20 protein-coding genes are annotated in these 20,749 nt (G+C 47.9%); 17 read left to right on the top strand and 3 right to left on the bottom strand.

Features of this window, described 5'->3' with window-relative positions; genetic code table 11:
• Nucleotides 1-128: 128 nt before the first annotated feature.
• Together AC3ITG_RS24305 and AC3ITG_RS24300 are read left to right on the top strand one after the other, a co-directional pair.
• Nucleotides 129-347 carry an RICIN domain-containing protein gene (locus AC3ITG_RS24305; RefSeq protein ID WP_163761358.1) on the top strand — a complete coding sequence of 73 codons (219 nt, stop codon included), beginning with the start codon at nt 129-131 and terminating at the stop codon, nt 345-347.
• A complete protein-coding gene (locus AC3ITG_RS24300) occupies nt 335-601 on the top strand; it encodes an RICIN domain-containing protein (protein ID WP_489254525.1) in 267 nt (88 codons plus the stop codon). The genes AC3ITG_RS24305 and AC3ITG_RS24300 overlap by 13 nt, the downstream gene beginning before the upstream one ends.
• Nucleotides 602-703: 102 nt before the next feature.
• Here the strand turns inward: AC3ITG_RS24300 and solA are convergent, their stop codons facing one another.
• Complete coding sequence (gene solA, locus AC3ITG_RS24295) at nt 704-1,858, bottom strand: N-methyl-L-tryptophan oxidase (RefSeq protein ID WP_489251600.1); 1,155 nt, start codon at nt 1,856-1,858, stop codon at nt 704-706.
• A gap of 229 nt (nt 1,859-2,087) precedes the next feature.
• Here solA and argH point away from each other — a divergent pair, with 229 nt between their 5' ends.
• From argH to AC3ITG_RS24220, 15 genes are all read left to right on the top strand, one after another.
• On the top strand, nt 2,088-3,596 hold the full coding sequence (gene argH / locus AC3ITG_RS24290; protein ID WP_489251599.1) for an argininosuccinate lyase: 1,509 nt from the start codon (nt 2,088-2,090) through the stop codon (nt 3,594-3,596).
• A gap of 18 nt (nt 3,597-3,614) precedes the next feature.
• Complete coding sequence (locus AC3ITG_RS24285) at nt 3,615-4,559, top strand: amidohydrolase family protein (protein ID WP_489251598.1); 945 nt, start codon at nt 3,615-3,617, stop codon at nt 4,557-4,559.
• Nucleotides 4,560-4,623: 64 nt separating this feature from the next.
• On the top strand, nt 4,624-5,973 hold the full coding sequence (locus AC3ITG_RS24280) for a sugar ABC transporter substrate-binding protein (RefSeq protein WP_449006550.1): 1,350 nt from the start codon (nt 4,624-4,626) through the stop codon (nt 5,971-5,973).
• Nucleotides 5,974-6,000: 27 nt separating this feature from the next.
• Nucleotides 6,001-6,945: a carbohydrate ABC transporter permease gene (locus tag AC3ITG_RS24275; protein ID WP_489251597.1), complete on the top strand. Its 945-nt coding sequence runs from the start codon at nt 6,001-6,003 to the stop codon at nt 6,943-6,945.
• Nucleotides 6,946-6,970: 25 nt separating this feature from the next.
• On the top strand, nt 6,971-7,831 hold the full coding sequence (locus AC3ITG_RS24270; protein ID WP_449006554.1) for a carbohydrate ABC transporter permease: 861 nt from the start codon (nt 6,971-6,973) through the stop codon (nt 7,829-7,831).
• A 244-nt stretch (nt 7,832-8,075) separates the two neighbouring features.
• Nucleotides 8,076-8,903 (top strand): alpha/beta hydrolase, encoded by an 828-nt coding sequence (locus AC3ITG_RS24265; protein WP_489254524.1) that lies wholly within the window; start codon nt 8,076-8,078, stop codon nt 8,901-8,903.
• 109 nt (nt 8,904-9,012) lie between these two features.
• Entirely contained in the window at nt 9,013-10,656 is a 1,644-nt protein-coding gene (locus AC3ITG_RS24260) for an AraC family transcriptional regulator (protein ID WP_489251596.1), read from the top strand.
• Nucleotides 10,657-10,773: 117 nt separating this feature from the next.
• Nucleotides 10,774-11,775 carry an ABC transporter substrate-binding protein gene (locus AC3ITG_RS24255; protein ID WP_489251595.1) on the top strand — a complete coding sequence of 334 codons (1,002 nt, stop codon included), beginning with the start codon at nt 10,774-10,776 and terminating at the stop codon, nt 11,773-11,775.
• Nucleotides 11,776-11,799: 24 nt separating this feature from the next.
• Complete coding sequence (locus AC3ITG_RS24250) at nt 11,800-12,807, top strand: FecCD family ABC transporter permease (RefSeq protein ID WP_489251594.1); 1,008 nt, start codon at nt 11,800-11,802, stop codon at nt 12,805-12,807.
• Complete coding sequence (locus AC3ITG_RS24245) at nt 12,800-13,822, top strand: FecCD family ABC transporter permease (RefSeq protein WP_163761366.1); 1,023 nt, start codon at nt 12,800-12,802, stop codon at nt 13,820-13,822. The genes AC3ITG_RS24250 and AC3ITG_RS24245 overlap by 8 nt, the downstream gene beginning before the upstream one ends.
• A gap of 37 nt (nt 13,823-13,859) precedes the next feature.
• Nucleotides 13,860-14,594 (top strand): alpha/beta hydrolase, encoded by a 735-nt coding sequence (locus AC3ITG_RS24240; protein ID WP_163761367.1) that lies wholly within the window; start codon nt 13,860-13,862, stop codon nt 14,592-14,594.
• Nucleotides 14,595-14,699: 105 nt separating this feature from the next.
• Nucleotides 14,700-15,455, top strand: a complete 756-nt coding sequence (locus tag AC3ITG_RS24235; protein WP_489251593.1) for an exodeoxyribonuclease III — start codon at nt 14,700-14,702, stop codon at nt 15,453-15,455.
• A 271-nt stretch (nt 15,456-15,726) separates the two neighbouring features.
• Nucleotides 15,727-16,710 carry an alpha/beta fold hydrolase gene (locus AC3ITG_RS24230; RefSeq protein ID WP_413028424.1) on the top strand — a complete coding sequence of 328 codons (984 nt, stop codon included), beginning with the start codon at nt 15,727-15,729 and terminating at the stop codon, nt 16,708-16,710.
• Nucleotides 16,711-16,760: 50 nt separating this feature from the next.
• Nucleotides 16,761-16,907: a hypothetical protein gene (locus tag AC3ITG_RS24225; protein ID WP_163761370.1), complete on the top strand. Its 147-nt coding sequence runs from the start codon at nt 16,761-16,763 to the stop codon at nt 16,905-16,907.
• Nucleotides 16,908-17,051: 144 nt separating this feature from the next.
• On the top strand, nt 17,052-18,029 hold the full coding sequence (locus AC3ITG_RS24220; protein ID WP_371121655.1) for a diaminopimelate dehydrogenase: 978 nt from the start codon (nt 17,052-17,054) through the stop codon (nt 18,027-18,029).
• A 180-nt stretch (nt 18,030-18,209) separates the two neighbouring features.
• Here AC3ITG_RS24220 and AC3ITG_RS24215 read toward each other — a convergent pair whose 3' ends face one another.
• Nucleotides 18,210-19,064: a pentapeptide repeat-containing protein gene (locus tag AC3ITG_RS24215; protein ID WP_489251592.1), complete on the bottom strand. Its 855-nt coding sequence runs from the start codon at nt 19,062-19,064 to the stop codon at nt 18,210-18,212.
• 203 nt (nt 19,065-19,267) lie between these two features.
• The gene (gene gdhA / locus AC3ITG_RS24210; protein WP_113053599.1) at nt 19,268-20,644 is read right to left on the bottom strand and encodes an NADP-specific glutamate dehydrogenase; all 1,377 of its coding nucleotides are present in this window, start codon (nt 20,642-20,644) and stop codon (nt 19,268-19,270) included.
• Nucleotides 20,645-20,749 lie beyond the last annotated feature (105 nt).

Here is a 20,749-nt window from a genome sequence, read left to right as displayed (position 1 = left end):
AAGTGATACTGGTGACTACCAATTCGGATTCGAGTGATACAGCGGTGACGTATGATTTGAGTCAGTTTACAAGTGTTGGATAGTCTGCTCAAGTACACCGGACCTCCTCTACGGAGAAGTTGCAGCAGTTGACCAACATCAACATTCAGAATAAAAAGTTTACAGCGACCGCCAAAGCGGGTTCGGTTACGACCTATGTCATATCCGGCGCGACGTATAATGGCAGCACAGGATATGAATCCGGGGCGATCTATAAGCTGATCAATCGGAACAGTGGTCATGCTTTGGATGTGAATGGAGCCTCTACTGCCGGGGGTGCAACGGTTATTATAAGATCCGTAACGTAGGCAGTGGTCTGCTGCTGGATGTGAATCAGAGCTCTACTCAAGGAGGAGCAGTCTTGATTCAGTGGCAGGATAACGGGGGCAACAATCAACAATGGTTACCGGTGGATGTCGGAGGATATCTTGTGCTCGTAAACCGCAATAGCGGCTTAACCGTTGATATCAACCAGAGTTCCACAACCGCAGGTGCCTCGACCATTCAATGGGCAGACAATGGTGGGGCCAATCAGCAATGGAGCTTGGTTAAAGTGAATTAGAAATGACTGTGCGGCCTGTTTATCTGGATTAGACTTGGTTAGTTGTACTCCTTTCTTGAAACATGGTGCGCTATACCACACAGCACGGTTCAAGAAAGAAGTTCACCCTGATATATGGCTACCAAATCGGGAAAGGGCAAATCGTCCAATATCCTGATCTGTATGGCCTGTTTGCACCAAGTCAGACAATATTTTGCCCACTGCACTTGCGAATTTGAAGCCATGACCGGAAAATCCACCTGCCAGCCATACATGGTTATGGGCAGGGTGACGGTCGACAATAAAATCTTCATCCGGTGTGAACTCGTATTTACATACCGCACCACGTTTCAGCTTTCCCGATGCCAGAGGCATCCGAAGTTCAAGCAATCTCCGCAGATCACCCTCATCCGTTTCATCAGAGCCAAATGAAGCCAGTGTACCGCCTGGTGTCCACTCCTGCCCCGTATCGTGACGCCCAATCTTCAGACCCGAACCGCCAATGCTCGGAAATCCATAATATCCACCTTCTTTTCCAGCCAGCGTAAAACCGGGAAAGTGATTCTCGGCGAACAATGCCTCCGGTGCATCGAACCATCCCACGGTTTTGCGTACAGCTCGAATGGGGAGGTTCACGAACGGTTTCAGCGTCTGAAACCATGCTCCGGCACTGAGAATGACCTGGTTCGCATAATACGTCTCACCAGCAGATGTGATGACTCCAACAGAATCTGCGCTGCACTCGATATGTTCAACACGTGTATGCGTTAAGAGAGTAGCACCCGATGCTTCGGCTGCCTGACGGAAGGCGAGCACGCAGCGTTCACTGAACAAATATCCTGCATCAGGCTCATACATTCCCTCATAATGTTCGGGGATTTCAATGCCTGGCCAGCGTTTCATGATTTCGGCTGCGCGCAAGGTTTCATACCGAATCCCCGCATCGTCAGCATGGGTTAAACGATTATGAAAAGAATGGATATCGGGGTCAACTATATTCAAGACGCCCGAAGGTACAAGCAATTTGGCCCCGGTAGTATCCTCCAGTTCTTCCCACAGTTCCTGAGCCAGAAGTGCCATCGCTATATAGTCAGGTCCCCCGCTATACACGTGGCGGATAAGCCGTGATTCTCCGTGGTGGCTGCCTTCCGTATGCGGAGGATCAAAGGCATCAATTAGCAATGTTTTCAATCCACTGCGTGCAAGATAATAACCTGCACTCATGCCCATCGATCCGGCTCCAACGATAATGACATCATAGGAATGTGATATAACCATCCCTCCTTCCGCTTATTTTTCAGAGACCAATCTTATACAGGATAATCTAATCTTCAAATCTACGGCAGTCAATAGAACAGGTTATAGAGAAAGCCGATACGACAATAGAAAATTTTGATTAAGGATAAAGTTGTATGTATACCAAAATAGTGGTAGAGTTTTGAACTAAACATTCCGACCTGATTAGTCGGTATTTAAGATCTCTGTATTCAGATGAAGAACAAGGAAGGTGAAGTCAACGTCAACGAATCCAACACAAACTTCTGGTTTTCCCAGTCAAACCTATGCCGAAATTGTACTTGAACCCGCCTATAACCAGGCCACACAGCATCTGCTGAATCCCATGATGGCCGTAAACAAAGCACATCTGATTATGCTCCGTGAACAACACATCATTTCGGAGCAAGAGGCGTGCCACATCGCTTCCGCTATACAGAGTCTGGATGTAAATGGGCTCCGAAGTAGCGAATATTCCTTCCACGTTGAAGATTTGTTCTACCAAGTCGAAGTTGAACTAGAGAAGCTTGGCGGACCCTCTGTCGGGAATCTGCATTTAGCCAGAAGCAGAAACGATATGGGGATCGCCATTTATCGTATGGTGCTGAGGGAGAAGCTGAACTCAACGATTTCCTCAGGGTTGTCATTACACCGAAGCCTAAGAGAATTTGCATTACGTCATATCGATACCCTCATGATTGCTCACACGCACACCCAACAAGCCCAGCCGACCACACTTGCCCACTACATCTGTGCCGTTAGCGATTCCCTTGAACGGGATATTAATCGATTGAGATCGGCCTATACAGGCTGCAATCGCTGCAGTCTTGGTGCGGCTGCTCTCACCACTTCTGGATTTCCAGTCTGTCGAGACCGGACCGCAGAACTGCTTGGCTTTGATGGCATGATTGAGAATGCCTATGATGCCGTCAGCGGTGCAGATTATGCAGGTGAAGCCGCCTCTGTAGCCCAACTGGCAGCTATCAATCTGGGGCGTTTCGTTCAGGATCTGCTGTTATGGTGCACACAGGAATATGGTGCATTAATTGTAGCTGCCCCTTACGTTCAGGTTAGTTCCATCATGCCGCAAAAACGGAATCCGGTATCGATTGAACACGCCCGTTCACTCCTTTCAAGTGCCAAAGGGGATGCAGCAACTGCGCTTAACATGATGCATAACACGCCCTTTGGTGACATTGTAGATACCGAAGATGATATGCAGCCCTATGTATGGAGAAGTCTGAATACGCTTGAATCCGTATATCGCTTGCTGTCCGAAGTGATGGATACCCTTAAAGTCAATGTGTCATTGCTGCGGGAACGGGCAGAGCATAGCTTCGCCACGGTTACCGAACTTGCAGATACGCTGGTACGCACAGAAGGATTGTCGTTTCGACAAGCTCATTCCGTCGTAAGCCGCATTGTAACACAGCTGACTAAATCCGGTACTTCCATTTCGGGATTGAACTGGGATGTTGTGAATACAGCGGTGCAGGAAATTGCCGCCAAGCCGCTTGCCCTAACCTATGAGCAATTAGTGGAAGCAATATCCCCTGAGCATTTTGTACACATTCGGCATGTGCGTGGTGGACCGAATCCGGAAGAAGTGGCAAGAGCATTGGTGGCTCAAGCGCTCCGTCTTGACACACAGGAACAATGGAGTCTCGGCACCACCAATAAACTCCGTTCCGTAGATGCAAAACTGGATTTAATTCTGAATGGCTGGCTTAACAGAATCTAAATGGAAGGAGCAAAATCAATGTTCTCCAATCCCGACTTTCGAGTTTTTGATATCCATGCCCATCTGCCTTATAAACTTTTGCTTTCCACATATAAGAACCACGAACTGGTGACACGATATGGCAAGGAACGCAGTGAGCGAATGCGACTAACCTGGGATTTCCCAGCGGTGGAGGAGCAGGGAGAGGAAACAGCGCGGCCGTTAATCGAACGGTGGGTAGATGAATTGGACAAATACAATATTGCTGGACTTAACTTTCTGACGGCTCTGGATAATGACAACTTGGCTGAACAAATATCCATATACCCGGATCGGTTTACCGGATTCGCCTATCATCCCATTGAGAATGAAGATGCATCCATCGAACTGCGTCGGGCGGTCGATGAGCTCGGATTGCGAGGATATAAGTTGTTTGGTCCCCTCACCCAGATTCCCTTTGACTCTCCTTCGCTCGATCCGGTGTGGGCGTTTCTTGCAGAGAGGCGCCTGCCTGTCCTGATTCATTTTGGCATGCTTGGTCATGCCGGAGGCATCGTTCATCATCCCAACATCAATCCGCTTGCCATCTTTAATACGGCCCGTGCCTATCCGGATATTCCGTTCATCATCCCTCATTTTGGCGCAGGCTATTTCCAGGAGCTTCTGCATCTAAGCTGGAGCTGCCCTAATGTATACATCGACACATCGGGTTCCAATCAGTGGGTGCGCTGGATGCCATACGAGCTGAACTTGGAGACGTTATTCCGCAAAACCTACGAACTGTTGGGTCCGGAGCGAATTATCTTTGGAACGGATGCAAGCGGATTTCCGCGTGGTTATCCCTATCGTTATTTGCAGGATCAGGTGCGTGTATGCCGTGAACTTCGCTTCCCTGAAGCGGACATCGAACTCATCTTTGGAAATAACGCAAGACGTTTGTTGAAACTGCCTGTTGGCAAAGCCGTCGGTTCCACCAACGCGTAAGTCAGTCAATGAATTAAAGAAGTTATAACACTTTTGTTGGAAAAAGAGGGGAGAGTGGCTTCACTTGACGGAATCCGGTTATTTTTCATTCAGGCCAAGCAAGGCCCTGCAATTATTGATTGCAGGTTTACTCTTATTGAGCATTACGGCTTGTTCAACCAAGCCATCCGAAGAGTCTGGTTCGGCAGCTATTGCAGCTTCGGGTGATCAGACGGAGCCCATCACGATTGAGTACTGGCAGTACGAATTTCCAGCCAAGGTTGAACTGATCAATACCTTAATCCAGGAATTTGAGACTGAACATCCCAACATCAAAGTCAAACAAACCAATTTTCCGTACGACCAGTACAATCAAAAGGTAGCTACACTAGTTCCTGCCGGAAAAGGACCGGATGTCATCAATCTGTATTACGGCTGGCTGCCCAAATATGTGCAATCCGGTTATTTACAGCCGTTGCCTGAAAGCAGTTTTCCGGGCATCGCCGAGGCATTTTTCCCTTTTGTGGATACAGCGAAATTAAATGGAAGCTATTATGCTCTGCCTACAGGCGTGAGAACGCTGGGGTTATTTTATAACAAGGACTTGTTCACCAAGGCTGGACTTGATCCCGATAAACCGCCGACGACTTGGGAAGAGCTTGTTTCGGATGCCAAGGCATTAACGGAAACGGACAAAAATGGGCAGTTGGTGACAGAGGGTTTCGCGTGGGAACCGGGTTCCCAGCTTCATCACTGGTTCCGAGACGGATTGTTATATCAAGCGGGAGGCAAAGATACGAGCGAGGATCGTCGGAAAATCCTGTGGAATGATACCCCCGCAGGGCTTGAAGCATTCAAGTATCTGGTTGATTTTGCAACCGTGCATAAGGTGGGCATTAACGGCTTTTACACCGATGATGCGAATGCATTCAAAACGGGCCATGCCGCAATTAACGTGGATGGTTCATATCGATTGGGATCTATCAAAAAAGACGCTCCCGATTTGAACTTTGCTGTCGCACCGCTGCCCGGTTATAAAGGAAAATCCACACAGGCTTCATTCTGGGCCAATGCGATTCCAGCCAATGTTACCGGAGAGAAGTTGGAAGCAGCTACGGCCTTTTTACAGTTTTTGATCAGCAAGGGTGTTCAGGAACAATGGGTGGAGAAGGTCGGTGAACTTCCCGCACAGAAAGAAGTGGCTCTTCAGGATAAGTATGTGAATGACCCGCTGCTTGGTCCGTTCATCTCCCAACTAAACGATGCCAACGCCCACTTCTTCATTGATGAGACGCAGGAGCGTACATTGTTTGTGAACGCTGTGGATGAGGTGCTTCTTAATCATGTGCCGGAAGAACAGGCCTTCAATGATCTGGTGGCCAAAACCCAGAAGCTCTATGACGACTACTGGGCGAAACAGGATAAGAAAAAATAAGCTCTCATTCAAGGAGGCTGCGCAGCTATGAGGACTACCGGGGTGATCCCTTCGCGGCCGAAACGGCGTTTATGGTTCGGATCGGGAATAGGAAGACTCAATTACAGACATAAACAGCGGTTATTCATTTATGGCGGTTTGTTGATTCCGCTGCTCTATTTTGTAGTCATCCGCATCTTACCGATTTTGTATTCCTTTAACGTAAGCTTTCGCGAATGGGGCATGCTGTCACCGGATAAACCCTTTGTGGGCTTTGATAATTATGCGACGTTGCTAAGTGACTCTCTATTTCTCAAGTCCCTGGTGAACACAGGAATCTACGTCGTTGTTGGTGTACCTGCACAGTTGATTGCCGGATTAATCGTGGCTCTTCTTCTCCAGCAAGTGGTGAAGCTGCGCGGATTGTTCAGGACGGCCTACTTTATCCCTTATGTAACCAGTGTAGTGGCGGTAAGCTGGATATTCCGGTGGCTGCTGATGAAGAACGGGATTGTAAATGCTCTATTTATTGAGTTGGGCCTTGGGCCGCAATCTTTCCTGTATTCGCCCACACAGGCCATCTTCTGGATTATTGCGGTGATGGTATGGCAGAATATCGGCTTTCAGATGCTCATTTTCCTGGCGGGTCTGCAAAACATCCCCAAATTGTATTATGAGGCGGCAGCCATAGACGGAGCCACGGGTTGGCAGCGCTTTGTGCATATTACGATCCCTCTGTTGAACCCAGTCATGCTTCTATCTGTCGTCATGGCAAGCATCGGGTTTCTGCAATCCTTCACTCAGGTGCTGAATATGACTGGCGGCGGACCGTTGGACTCCACCATATCTGTCGTGCTTCATATATACAATCTGGCTTTCAAAAGTTTTGATATGGGCTTGGCCTCGGCAGCGACTGTTATTCTGTTTGCCATCATATTCATACTGACACTGATTCAGCTTAAAGTGCTGGGCAGCCGTTTTCAACAGGAGTAAAAGGAAAGGACGGTGCTCTTCAAGCATGAGCAGATCTGCCGCATTGGCTGATACCCGAACGACACTACGCTGGAAACGTTCCGGGTCACTGATCAGTTATGTTTTACTTACGCTCGGACTTGGTTTGATGGTGTTTCCGTTTCTATGGATGATATCGACGTCGTTCAAGACGCTGGACGAAATCTACTCTCTGAGCCTCATCCCTTCCAGGTTCACATGGGACAATTATGTAGCTATTTTTCAGGGAACCCCATTTCCTCGTTGGATGTTGAACAGCCTATATGTGGCCGTCATTGCCACCGTGAGCGTCTGCGTATTTGATTCCATTACGGGATATATTCTCGCCAAATTTTCGTTCTGGGGGAAACAGGTTATTTTTGTGCTCATTCTGAGTACATTAATGGTGCCGACTGAAATGCTAATTATTCCATGGTATCTTGTATCCAGCAGTTTTAACGGCATGGATACCTACTGGGGGATTCTGTTTCCGGGTTTAATATCCGGGTTTGGCATTTTTCTGATGAAGCAATTCATGGAATCCCTTCCTTCGGAATTATTGGACGCAGCACGAATTGATGGCATGGGAGAATGGGGCATTTTCCTTCGGATCGCTGTTCCGCTGGTTAGGCCAGCGTTTGCCACCCTCTGCATTCTGACATTCCTGGGCAGTTGGAATTCATTCATCTGGCCGCTCATTATTACGCAGAGTGAAGAGATGTTTACGATTCCGGTTGGGATGGCTTTCTTCTCCAGCGAGGCCAAGGACAGCAGCAACTGGGTGCAGATTATGACTGGAGCAACACTTTCGGTTCTGCCATTGATCATTCTCTTTCTGTGTTTTCAGAAGCAGATCATTCGTGGCATTGCTACAACAGGTCTCAAATAACATTAAAGCGTCGGACATGTTTTATAGAAAAACAGAACAGAACACTACAATACAAACAAAGCCGGTTACCCCGTCAAGGGGGCCGGTTTGTTCTATTACATAAAAATGAAAAAGCCTTGTATGCAATGAAGCGGTGCATTTTCCATATGGAAATGGGTGATTCGTCCATGGAAGGCCGGACCGACCTTGGATATAATCGGAGATTAAAGCCGTAGCAACCAGGAGGAATACTTTATTGAAACAAGTGATGAGACATGACGCAACAGAACCGGAGGTAACTTTGCCGGGAACAGCTTTTTACCGCATGCGTGCAGAACAGACCGAAAGAGAGTACGAGATCAGAGTTTGGGTGCCGGAGAGCGCCCCGCCAGCTTCAGGATATCCCGTGATCTATCTGCTGGATGCCAATGCGGTGTTTGGTACGATGGTTGAGGCCATGCGTATACAATCTTTACGCCCGGAGAAGACCGGGGTTGTGCCGGCAGTTATTGTTGGCGTGGGGTATAAAGCCCAGGAAGCCTTTCCACCGGACAGGCACTATGATTTTATGATGTCGGTTCCTGAAGGGGAGTTACCTCAAAGACCGGATGGAGCAACTTGGCCGGAGCATGGCGGCGCTGAAGCATTCACCCTGTTTATCGAGGAACAATTGAAGCCGGACATTGAACGACGCTATGCCATTGATCGGAGCAGACAATCCGTTGTGGGGCACTCGCTGGGCGGCTTATTTGTTTTGCAGTTGTTACTGAAACGTCCGGGAACATACCGAAATTACATTGCAGGTAGTCCGTCTCTTCATTGGAACTCGGCCTGGATCGCCCGGCAGCAAGAGACGTTTGCTTCCCGTATGCTGGATAATCGTATGGAAATTCACGTTTTACTTGCAGCAGGAGAACTGGAGGGGAGTCATCCCAGCGGGGTGATTGAACGTTCCCGAGCATTTACCGAATGGTTGAACCATGCCGATGCAAGTGGAGTCAGTGCTGATTTTATCTGTTTCGAAGATGAAGGTCACATCTCTATATTGCCTGTGTTGATTAGCAGGGCACTGCGATTTGCATCCAGAGATTGAACGGGTTGAGCACCATCATGAAAGAACTAGTAGATGCGGGGGCCTCCGAAAATTTGATATACTGATGATAGTTATTGAGAATGGTTATCAAATGGAGGCCTATAAATAGATGATTTCCCCTAACTTATACCCTAATCAAGAGGTGGATTCTACGTATGCACTCGACAGATTGACTATAAAATTGCGTGACATGGAGAAAATGAAATCCACTTCAGACTGGAACATTCCCCAGCAGCATACCTCTTCATATGTGCTTGTAATGGTCACAGGTGGTGAAGCCTTACTGACACTGGATCGGGGGTCTATCCATATCCATGCACAAGGAGTATATTCCTGTGTACCCGAATCCACTTTTGGACTGACTTCTTTCGGAGATGAAGGAGCCGAAGTAACGATCATGCGGTTTGACCTTTATCAAGAGCTGCATGATGATCCTGACACCTTGCATGTGGTTAAAGATACCCCGATGTTCAGATCTGGCAAGGAGCTGGCAGTGTCACCCACTGTTCAGCTCTCATTTATGTGCGAAGAAATACACAACCTGTGGCATAGTGGCAGGGCCATGGGGCAATATCAGGCACATGTGCAGTTTCTCCAATTGCTCGCAAGCCTTACAGAAGCATCACCTCCGCTCAAGGAAGATTCCCAGACGATGATCCAGCGTACCAAAGATTATATCGATGAGCATTCCAATGAGAATCTAACCGTGGAATATCTGGCAGGCATGGCCGGGCTGAGTCCGAAATATTATGTGGACCTGTTCAAGCGAAGATATGGAATGAGTACAACTGATTATATTTCTTCACTCCGCATTAACCGGGCAAAACAACTGATGGCCGGTACTGAAATGCGTCTGCGGGATATTGCTCATCAGGTTGGATATCAGGACGAATTTTACTTCAGTCGCAAATTTAAAAAAGCGATGGGAATATCCCCTTCGGTATATATGAACAGCCGCCGCCGTAAAATCGCCGCTTATCACATTGCGATTACAGGACATTTGCTGGCCCTGAACATGATTCCCTATGCGGCACCGCTGCACCCGAAATGGACGTCGTATTATTATCGAATGTATGGCAAGGACATCCCTGTACATCTTAGTGCCTATCGGATTGACATGGAATGGCAATCCAAAATTCAGGCTCTGCAGGAGCATCAGCCCGACCTGATTATCAGTTACGACCACTTGCGACCTGAGGAGAAAGCACAGCTTGAAGGTATTGCGCCGGTTCATTACCTCACGGTTTCCGATCACAACTGGCGATCACAGCTTCAGATTCTGGCTGAACATCTGGGGACACAGCAGGATGCCAAGAGTTGGCTGGAAACTTATGATCATAAGGCGGAACAGGTCAAAACGATGATGCAGCAAAAGCTTGGCAACGAGAAGGTAGTCGTTGTCCGTTTGTTAAAACATCAGTTTACACGTTATTGTTCACCTTCCATGTTGGAAGTGTTATATGGAGATTTGGCAGTCAAACCAGCCCATATCAGTGAAGAAGGGGAAATATATAACGAGCCGATTACGCTGGAACAGCTGGATGAAATGCAGACCGATTGGATATTTCTGATGGTATGTCAGGAGAGTGAGACGTTATCCTTCTGGGAGGATGTGCAGAAAACCTCCTTATGGCAAAATATAAAATCCGTTCAGAATAACCGGTTGTTCATCATCCCGGCTGATCCCTGGCTTGAGAACTCGCCCCTCGCCAATGAGCGCATCCTGGACGATCTGATGGATCGCTATCGGTGAAAAATCCATAGAGATTCAGGACAGAGTCCATGGTTCTGTCCGTCATTCTTGTTTATCATTCAATAATGATTATTATTCTCAATTAGAATAATCGAAATTGAAGGGGGATCACCAGAGATGAAAAAGAAATTGGGGTTATGGCTGGTAATGATATGTATGCTCGCTGTATTGGGAGCGTGCGGCAATAAAGAGGACGCGTCAGGGACTGCAGAGAACTCGGCTTCGACTGGAACAACGGCGACGACCAATGAAACGGATACAGCTGAGGCAGCTGAAGGCACAAGAACTATTAAATACTTAGATCAGGAGTACACGGTTCCGACAGAGGTTAATCGTATTGTTATTACTGGTTCCATGGAAGCGATGGAGGATGCACTGGTTCTTGATGTACATCCGGTAGGGGCTATTACTTTTGGCGGCGAATTCCCGGAGATGTATGCTTCTATCACGGATCAAGCTGAGTCCATTGGGCAGAAGATTGAGCCTAACTTTGAAACCATTCTGTCCCTGAAACCGGATATTATCCTGGGTTCCACCAAGTTTAAGCCTGAAGTGGCCGAGCAGTTAAGCAAAATTGCGCCATTTATTCAGGTGTCCCATATTGCTACGGATTGGGAGTCGAACCTGAATCTGCTGGCTGAGCTGACAGGCAAGCAGGAACAGGCCAAACAGGAAATTGAACAGTATAAGGCTGCTCTGACTACCGCCCAGGCTGAATTAGGCGACAAACTGGAAAACAAAAAAGTGCTGGCAGTGCGTATTCGTAACGGACAAATGTATATGTATCCTGAGTCTGTCTTTGTGAATCCGATTCTGTATGGAGACCTTGGATTCCAGGTTCCGGCCGAGATTCAGGCAGCCAAAGCACAGGAAGCACTTTCGGTAGAGAAGTTTGCAGAGATGAACCCGGATTATGTGTTTGTACAATTTGAGACATCCGAGAACTCCGACACCCCGAATGCTCTGACAGATCTGCAGAACAACCCGATTATCCAGAAGACAACCGCGCTGAAGGAAAATCATGCTTTTGTCAATGTCATTGATCCATTGGCTGAAGGTGGTCCGGCCTGGAGTCGTATTGAATTCCTAAAAGCAGCAGTTGAGCAGTTATCCAAATAATTAGAGCAAGGCGTGTATACTCCTATGCAAAAAAGAAGATTGAATCCGGTGGTGCTGTTCACAGCAGCACCTCTGTTCATTGCAGTTACCATCTTGGCGTCCGTCATGTACGGAGCCAAAAGCATTGACGTTTCGACCATAACAGCAGCAATTTTCCATTTTGATACAGACAGCATCGATCACCAGATCATCGTGTCATCACGGCTCCCGCGTGTTATTGGTGCTTTATTGATCGGGGCTTTTCTGGCGGTGTCAGGTGCGCTCATGCAGGGGATGACAAGAAACTATCTTGCATCCCCTTCCATTATGGGGGTATCCGATGGATCGGTAGTGGTCATCACCTTATGTATGGTATTTATGCCGAACACGTCATCTCTTGGTCTTATATTTTACTCTTTGGCGGGATCGGCACTTGGAGCAGGACTGGTATTTTTCATAGCCTGGTTACTGCCAAGCGGCATGTCGCCTGTTCGGCTTGCCATTCTGGGCACGATTATTGGTACATTCCTCGGTGGTGTATCTCAGGCCGTGGCTACCTATTATCAGGTGTCTCAAACGATCAGTTTCTGGTATAACGCCAGATTGCATCAGATGGACCCGGGCATGATCAAGCTGATTATTCCATTTGCTGTGGTGGGACTGGCGTTAGCCATCATTCTTTCCAAGTCTATTACCATTCTGTCGATGGGCGATGATGTGGCAACAAGCCTGGGGCAGCGTACCGGATGGGTTAAGGCTTTATCGATACTGAGTGTAGTTATCCTGACTGGAATATCTGTGGCTTTGGCGGGCAAAATCGCTTTTGTCGGTTTGTTGGTTCCGCATATTACCCGATTTCTCTTCGGGGTGGATTACCGCTGGATTATTCCGTGCTCCGCTCTGCTGGGCGGGTTCTTTTTGGCCTGGTGTGACATCTTGAGTCGTTTCATTAACTCTCCGTTTGAAACACCAATTGGAGTCGTCACCGCATTATTCGGCGTTCCCTTCTTCCTTTATCTGATCAAAACCAAAGGAGGGGGAAAACATGCCTGAACCGCAGCGGGGAAGATTATGGGCCGTCATTTTCATAAGTTCAATAATCATTGCAACTGCCGTTTATATCAGTTTGACTAACGGTGCGTTTGACATATCGGTGATGGATGTCGTCAAAACGTTATTGCGGCTGGACCCTGTCCATGAGCATGATCTCGTTATTTTTGATTTCAGGCTGCCGCGTATTGTCATTGCATTACTACTTGGCCTGGGACTCGGGATTGCCGGAGCTGTTATTCAGGGCATCGCGCGCAATCCGCTGGCTGACCCCGGCATGCTGGGTATTAACGCAGGTGCCGGAACAGCAATGGTGCTCTTTATGCTTCTGTTTCACGGGTCCATAACGGGTACAGGATGGTTGTCCATTATGGCGATGCCACTGTTTGGCCTGGTAGGTGGATTAACGGCAGTTATTCTCATCTTGTGGTTTGCACAGGAGCGTGGTCAGTTGGATTCCCAAAGGCTTATTCTGGTCGGGATTGCCATCGGTTCAGGTTTTAGTGCAATTACGCTTTATCTTTCCCTAAAGATGAACCCGTCCGATTTTGAGATGGCTACCGTCTGGCTGACAGGCAGCATTTATAATGCCAACTGGCGATACATATCGGCGATGATTCCATGGCTGGTTCTGCTGATTCCTTTGCTTTGGGCCAAATCCCGTGTGCTGGATGTAATGCAGCTGCAGGAGGCAAGCAGCATGGGACTCGGTGTGGATGTTCATCGGGAGAGAAAGATATTGTTGCTGGGCAGCGTGGGACTCGTCAGTGCCTGCGTTGCGGTATCCGGGAGTATCGGATTTGTTGGATTAATCGCTCCTCATATTGCACGGCGGCTGGTGGGGCTTCACCATAAACGGGTCATTCCGATATCCGGGTTGGTTGGCATGGCAATGGTTGTTGTAGGTGATTTGATTGGCAAAACGGTATTTGCCCCGGCTGAACTGCCTGTGGGCATCGTTATCTCCATTATTGGAGTTCCTTATTTCATCTTTTTACTGCTCAAAAACCGGATGTAACAAGCCAGATTTGAAACAGGAGGGAAGGGTTCCATACATGAGTAAATGGGTACAGGAGTCGGTTAATGGCTGGACGCTCCATCTGCTGCTTCCGCCATCTTACACAAAGGGAGATCGTCATTACCCGGTTGTTTATATTCAGGATGGAGGTGCGGTAGCCAAAGCCTGCAGCAATCTGCTGGATCATTCTTTTCGCTCCGGAAAACTGCCTGAATTGATTTTGGTCGGTATTGAACCTCATAATCGCAACGATGACTACACGCCATGGCCTGTATCAGCGCTGCATGCATCCTTTTCGGCCTTTGGCGGTCAGGGAAGCATATATCTGAAGGCGATAACTGAGCAGCTAAAACCGTATGTGGACTCGTCTTACCGTACTCTTGCAGATTCAGAGAATACAGGTATACTTGGCTGTTCGCTCGGTGGGCTGATCTCTCTGTTTGCGGCGATGGAATTCCCTCATATCTTTGGAAAGGTTGGGGCGTTATCGGCCTCTATGTGGTATGAAGGATTCCTCGATTATATGAGTGACTATTCCTGGGCTGAACGCCGCGGGTTGAAGTTGTATATGTACGTTGGGAGTCTGGAAGGTGTGTACAAGGCTAATGCCCAAGCACAAATGCTGGAAAATACACGTTCTGCGTGTCGCATGATTTTGGCCCAGGGCTATCCTGCCGAGCGGCTGAATTACGTGGAGGAAGAGGGCGGGACGCATGATCTTTTGTTTTTTGCCAAGCATCTGCCCGAAGCATTAACCTGGTTGTTTCAGTGAGCATAGGGCTTAGGCAGCGCTCATTCTGTTTGGATATCGTCACACCTCAGCTTGTCCTTCCGAATTCGCCCATGCTATATTGGGGAGATGTGAGGAGATGAGGATATGAAGCTGGTGTCCTGGAATGTAAATGGATTGCGGGCATGTGTTACCAAAGGATTCATGGATTATTATAACGAGAGTCAGGCCGATATTTTCTGTGTGCAGGAGACCAAGCTGCAGGCAGGACAGATCGAAATGGATCTGGGAGAAGACATATATCAATACTGGAATTATGCTGTCAAAAAAGGATACTCCGGCACAGCCGTATTTACCCGGATCAAGCCGCTATCTGTCTGGTATGGGATCGAGGAAGATAACGAACCGGAAGGCCGAATGATTACGCTGGAGTTTGATCATTTCTATCTAATCAACGTATATACCCCCAATGCGAAGCGGGATCTGACCAGACTTCCTTACCGTTTGGAATGGGAGGATCGGTTCAGAGGGTACGTGCTGCAATTGGAGCAGACCAAGCCGGTTATCGTATGTGGTGACCTGAATGTAGCCCATCAGGAGATCGACCTGAAGAATCCGAAGCCGAATCTGGGCAACTCGGGATTCACGCTGGAAGAGCGAGGCAAGATGACCGACCTGCTGGCTGCCGGATATGTGGATAGCTTCCGCCATTTGTACCCGGATCGAACGGATGTGTACAGTTGGTGGTCGTACATGCCCAAGGTAAGAGAGCGTAATGTTGGATGGCGGATCGATTATTTTCTGGTGTCCAATCAGCTGGCTCCGAAGGTGTCAGAGGCGCATATTGATTGCCATGTCATGGGCAGTGATCATTGCCCGGTGGGCCTCACGTTGCAACTGTAGATTGCAGAGGGTGTATTTGCCTTTTTACAAAATGAATATCATCCAAACCGCAGGTTTCCGTTATCGGGAATTTGCGGTTATTTTACGTTGTCTATATGAGTATCTTCCCTTTGGTACAGGTCTCAATGGTATTTTTCATCCTGCGGGTAGGGGGTGGAACTAGACTTAGGTTGGGGAAAGAACTGGACCCGGGATCGTTCCGTTTCCATCCGTACTTGGGTAAGATTGAAGAATACATATAGAAGATGATTCGGGTAAGGGGTAGAGAACGATGAAGAAGGGGTTACGGAGAGGTTTGAAGGGGCTGGGTGGCCTGATGCTGGCAACAGGACTTCTGCTGCTGGCAGGAACCGCGTACGAGGCGTATCAGTCGACACAGGACATGAAATCTTATACTGCACCAGGCAAGATGTATGAGGTGAGCGGACGTAACATGCATCTCTATACAACGGGAAGAGGAAATGCGACAGTTGTTCTCGCTTCAGGCTGGGGTACGCCCAATCCATATGTTGATTTCAGCCCGCTATATAACAAGTTGAAATCCCAGGTGAAAATTGCGGTGTATGATCGGTTCGGTTACGGGTATAGCGATTATACGGATCGGCCACGTGATATCGATACCATTACGGAGGAGATCCATCAATTGCTGCGAGTATCCGGCCAACGTCCGCCATATATCATGGTAGGTCATTCTCTCGGATCGCTGGAGACCGTGCGATTCGCACAAATGTACCCCGATGAGGTAGCTGGCATGGTCATGATTGATGGAGGAAGTCCCGAATATTACAGCACTGTGGCTATGGAGCAATCGGATTGGTATTTCGATTCAGCCCGTCTTCTGGTGAAAACAGGAATTGTGCGTACATTGCTGCATTCGGATCGGATAACGGAATCTTTGGTCGTTAACCCGGATCTCGTTACGGAGTCAATGAGAAAGGCAGCAACCATATCCACACTCAAGCATGCTTACAATGACAACGTGATTGGAGAGATGCGTAACTCCAAGAAGAACGCAGCCCATATCCTGGAGCATAAAAAGGAATTCTCCTTCCCGTTAACCATTCTGACGGCCGGTTCAGAGAAACCAAGCGAAGGCAGCCGGGCATGGCAGGCAGATCAAGCCGATTTTGCTTCATGGTCCAGTCAAGGAACACAGGTCACTGTGGCACACGCCAAACACGATATTCATAACAGTCAGCCGGATATTGTCGCTAGTGAAATTTTGGAGTTGGTGAAGCGGTCCGGTGAACTATGAAGAACATAATCCAGCCAAAATATAGCAAACAGGATGAGGAGGTAGGATGGATGAAAAAGATCAGAACCGCATCAAGATTCCTTTCCTTACTCCTGGCAAGTTGTCTGTTGTCTCTAACGGTGTTGTCTGTTTCCGTCTTGTTTGCTACTTCTTCCGTGGATGCCATACCTTTTATCCATTCGGTTGGACGTGAGTAGAATAAAAGGAATATATCAGTCCTTGCTGCTCTGCATGCAAGGTATTTTTATTTCAAACTGGAAACCTGACAATTTACATGTTATGTTATATCATTATACTAGATAAAGTAGGCAACTATAGATGAAGACAGGAGAGGATTGAACATGGTCAAAGTTGGTATCGTAGGTTACGGAAATCTGGGCAAAGGTGTAGAGAAAGCTATTACTCAAAACCCGGATATGGAGCTTGTTGCTGTATTTACACGTCGTAACCCGGAGCAGATGGTTGCAGAAGGTACGGAGGTTCGTTTCGAGCACATCTCTGCTGCTGAGCAATACATAGGCAAAATCGATGTGATGATTCTGTGTGGAGGTTCGGCAACCGATCTTCCGGAGCAGACACCTGCAATTGCAAAATTGTTCAATACGGTGGATAGCTTCGATACACATGCCAAAATCCCTGAATTCTATAAAGAAGTTAACGCTGCGGCAGAGCAAGGTGGCCATGTGAGCGTCATTTCCACAGGTTGGGACCCAGGCTTGTTCTCAATGAACCGACTGCTTGCCCAATCGATCCTGCCAGAAGGTAAAGAGTACACGTTCTGGGGCAAAGGAGTAAGCCAAGGTCACTCCGATGCCATCCGTCGTGTTCCTGGCGTTAAGGCTGGTGTGCAATACACTGTACCTGTTGAAGAAGTAATCAACAGCATTCGTGCTGGGGAGACCCCAGAATTGACCACACGTGAGAAGCATCTGCGTCAATGCTATGTAGTTGCAGAAGCTGGTGCAAATCAGGACGAGATTCGTGAAACGATTGTATCCATGCCGAACTATTTCTCGGATTACGATACAACCGTGACGTTCATTACTGAAGAGCAATTGAAGGCTGAACATGAAGGCATGCCGCACGGTGGGTTTGTCATTCGTAGTGGAGTTACAGGCGCAGGCCAGAAACAAATTATTGAATTTGGTCTGAAGCTCGACAGCAATCCTGAATTTACCGCAAGTGTACTGGTGGCTTATGCAAGAGCCGCACAACGTTTGAGTCTGGAAGGACACAAAGGGGCTAAGACGGTATTTGATATCCCACTCGGTCACCTGTCTCCTAAATCGGCTGAGGACCTTCGCCGCGACTTGCTGTAGTCCGTTAATTCATTACCGCAGTTGTAAGTCCTGATTATTTATATCTAAAATGTGATACAACACAAATAGCTCGTCCTTCTAAAAAGAGGGACGAGCTATTTGTTGTACAAACGAATTAGTACTTATCCATGAGCTGTTCATAGTCATTCAAACTCGTAACTCATGTGGGGACAGTCTTCCCTACAGCCAGTGTGAGGGAATGTTTAAATGATCCGGCAACTTGGTATCTGCACTGCCTTTTGCCGAGTTGAGCTGGGATTGTGTCAGAAAGATGCTGCCTCTCAGATCCGCTCCGCCCAGATTCGCATCCCGCAAGTCGGCCCCGATTAGATCGGTGTTTCTCATATCTGCGTTTCGTAAATCAGCCGCTATCATTAATGCACCTCTGAAGCTCGCTCCCCGAAGGTCAGCTCCTTTTAGATTGGCACCCAGAAAGTCTCTTCCGGTGCGCTTTTTGGTCTTCGATTTGGAAGGACCCTTATCCGAAGTTGGGACCTTTGCCCGCACCATCTCGCTGGCCTGTACAAGCAGTTCGTTCACCACCGCCCGATGTGCGGGAATATCGAGACGTAATATGGCAGATGGCTTCAGTTCGGTCAGTCGTTCCGTTTCCCGATATACGTCCTTCAACGCGGCATGGATGGATGATGTTTCCGGCGGCTGTAGCATTTCATTGATATAGCTCATCATTTCATGAAGCTGCTTCATGACAGGCAAGCAATCGAACATCTCAGCAGCTGATTCCGGATGATTACGCCAATCCTTGCCCGCATATGTAATCTGTGATAGTTTCTGACCAGCCCCGAAACAATCGTAGACTGTGCAGCCCTTGAACCCTTTCTGTCGCAGCTGTGTATGGATGCCACAACGGTTATCGGTACGGAGATTGGAACAGGGGGTGCCACTGGATTTATCAAAAGCAAAGTCTGAGGATTTGCCATACGGCAAGGCGACACAGCATAGCCCAAAACATTGCTCGCAGTCTGCGCTTAAATGCAGAGTAGCCTGATTGCTACTGAATGCTTGGTTAGTCATTTGTACACTTCCTTTTATTAAAAAGAATGCTATTTTAAGGTCAGTACAACTTTACCATTACACTGGATTTTGATCAATTCCGATATGGATCATATGGCGATTCTGATACCGGATTAAACTCCATAAATGACATTAGGAATGTAAAATAACCGCCTCCCGTGATGGAAGGCGGTTTATTTATTTAGTTAGCAACTGTAATGCAATTAGACGATGCCTTGCGCAAGCATGGCGTCTGCAACCTTCAGGAAGCCAGCGATGTTCGCTCCGGCAAGCAGGTTACCTGCACAGCCGTACTCATCCGCTGCCTGAACACAGCTAGTGTAGATGTTAGACATAATGTCATGCAGCTTGGCGTCCACTTCTTCAAATGACCAGGACAACCGCATGCTGTTCTGCGACATTTCAAGTGCGGACACGGCAACTCCGCCAGCATTAGCCGCTTTGGCTGGTCCAAACAGAACGCCTTCTTTATGGAAAACGTCAATCGCAGCCAGAGTGGAAGGCATATTCGCTCCTTCACCGATCGCTTTAACTCCGCCTTGCACAAGCAATGCAGCAGCCTGTTCGTCGATTTCATTTTGCGTTGCACAAGGCAGCGCGATATCACAAGGGATAGACCAGATGCCTTCACAGCCTTCGGTATACACGGCATGTGGATGCTCTTTGACATATTCGCTGATCCGCAGACGATCAACCTCTTTTAATCTTTTTACGGTATCCAGATTGATTCCTTGAGCGTCATAGATATAACCACCAGAGTCACTACACGCCACAACATGAGCTCCAAGCTCCTGAGCCTTCTGAATGGCATAGATGGATACATTACCCGAACCGGAGACAACCACCGTGCTGTCTTTGAAGCTCAGTCCTTTGGATGCCAGCATCTCCTTCACAAAGTACACGCATCCGAATCCTGTAGCTTCCTTACGTGCAAGACTTCCTCCGTACAGCAAGCCTTTACCTGTGAGTACGCCAGCTTCATGTCCACCGCTGATGCGTTTGTACTGTCCGAACATATAACCGATTTCCCGTGCACCTACACCGATGTCGCCGGCAGGTACGTCCGCATCGGAACCGATATATTTGTACAGCTCAGTCATGAAGCTTTGAGTGAAACGCATGACTTCCAGATCCGATTTTCCTTTTGGATCGAAGTCGGAACCACCTTTACCACCGCCGATTGGCAGGCCAGTCAGGGCATTTTTGAAAATTTGTTCGAACCCAAGGAATTTAACGATTCCCGAATAAACGGAAGGATGGAAACGAAGTCCACCTTTGTAAGGCCCAATTGCGCTGTTGAACTGAACACGGAATCCACGGTTTACTTGTACCTTGCCTTGATCATCTACCCAAGGCACGCGGAACGTAATGACACGTTCTGGCTCAACAAGCTGTTCAAGCAAGCCATTCTCCCGATATTTCGGGTGAGCTGCAATGACAGGAATAAGCGAGTCCAGGATCTCTTTGACAGCCTGATGGAATTCACTTTCCTGTGGATTTCTGGCGATAACCGATTCGTAAACGGAATGAACATACTCTGCGGCAGTTACTTGAGTTGAATCTTTAGTTATAGTCGACACTTTTTCAATGCACTCCTTTATTGTGTTAAAGTCTTGGGATGGCTATTTGTATAAATTGCATAAAAGTTTGTAGTTAAATATACAGGAAACAAAATAAAAATACGA

Source organism: Paenibacillus sp. GL_099_B, assembly GCF_057835695.1.
This window is presented reverse-complemented; position numbering and strand designations above follow the sequence as displayed.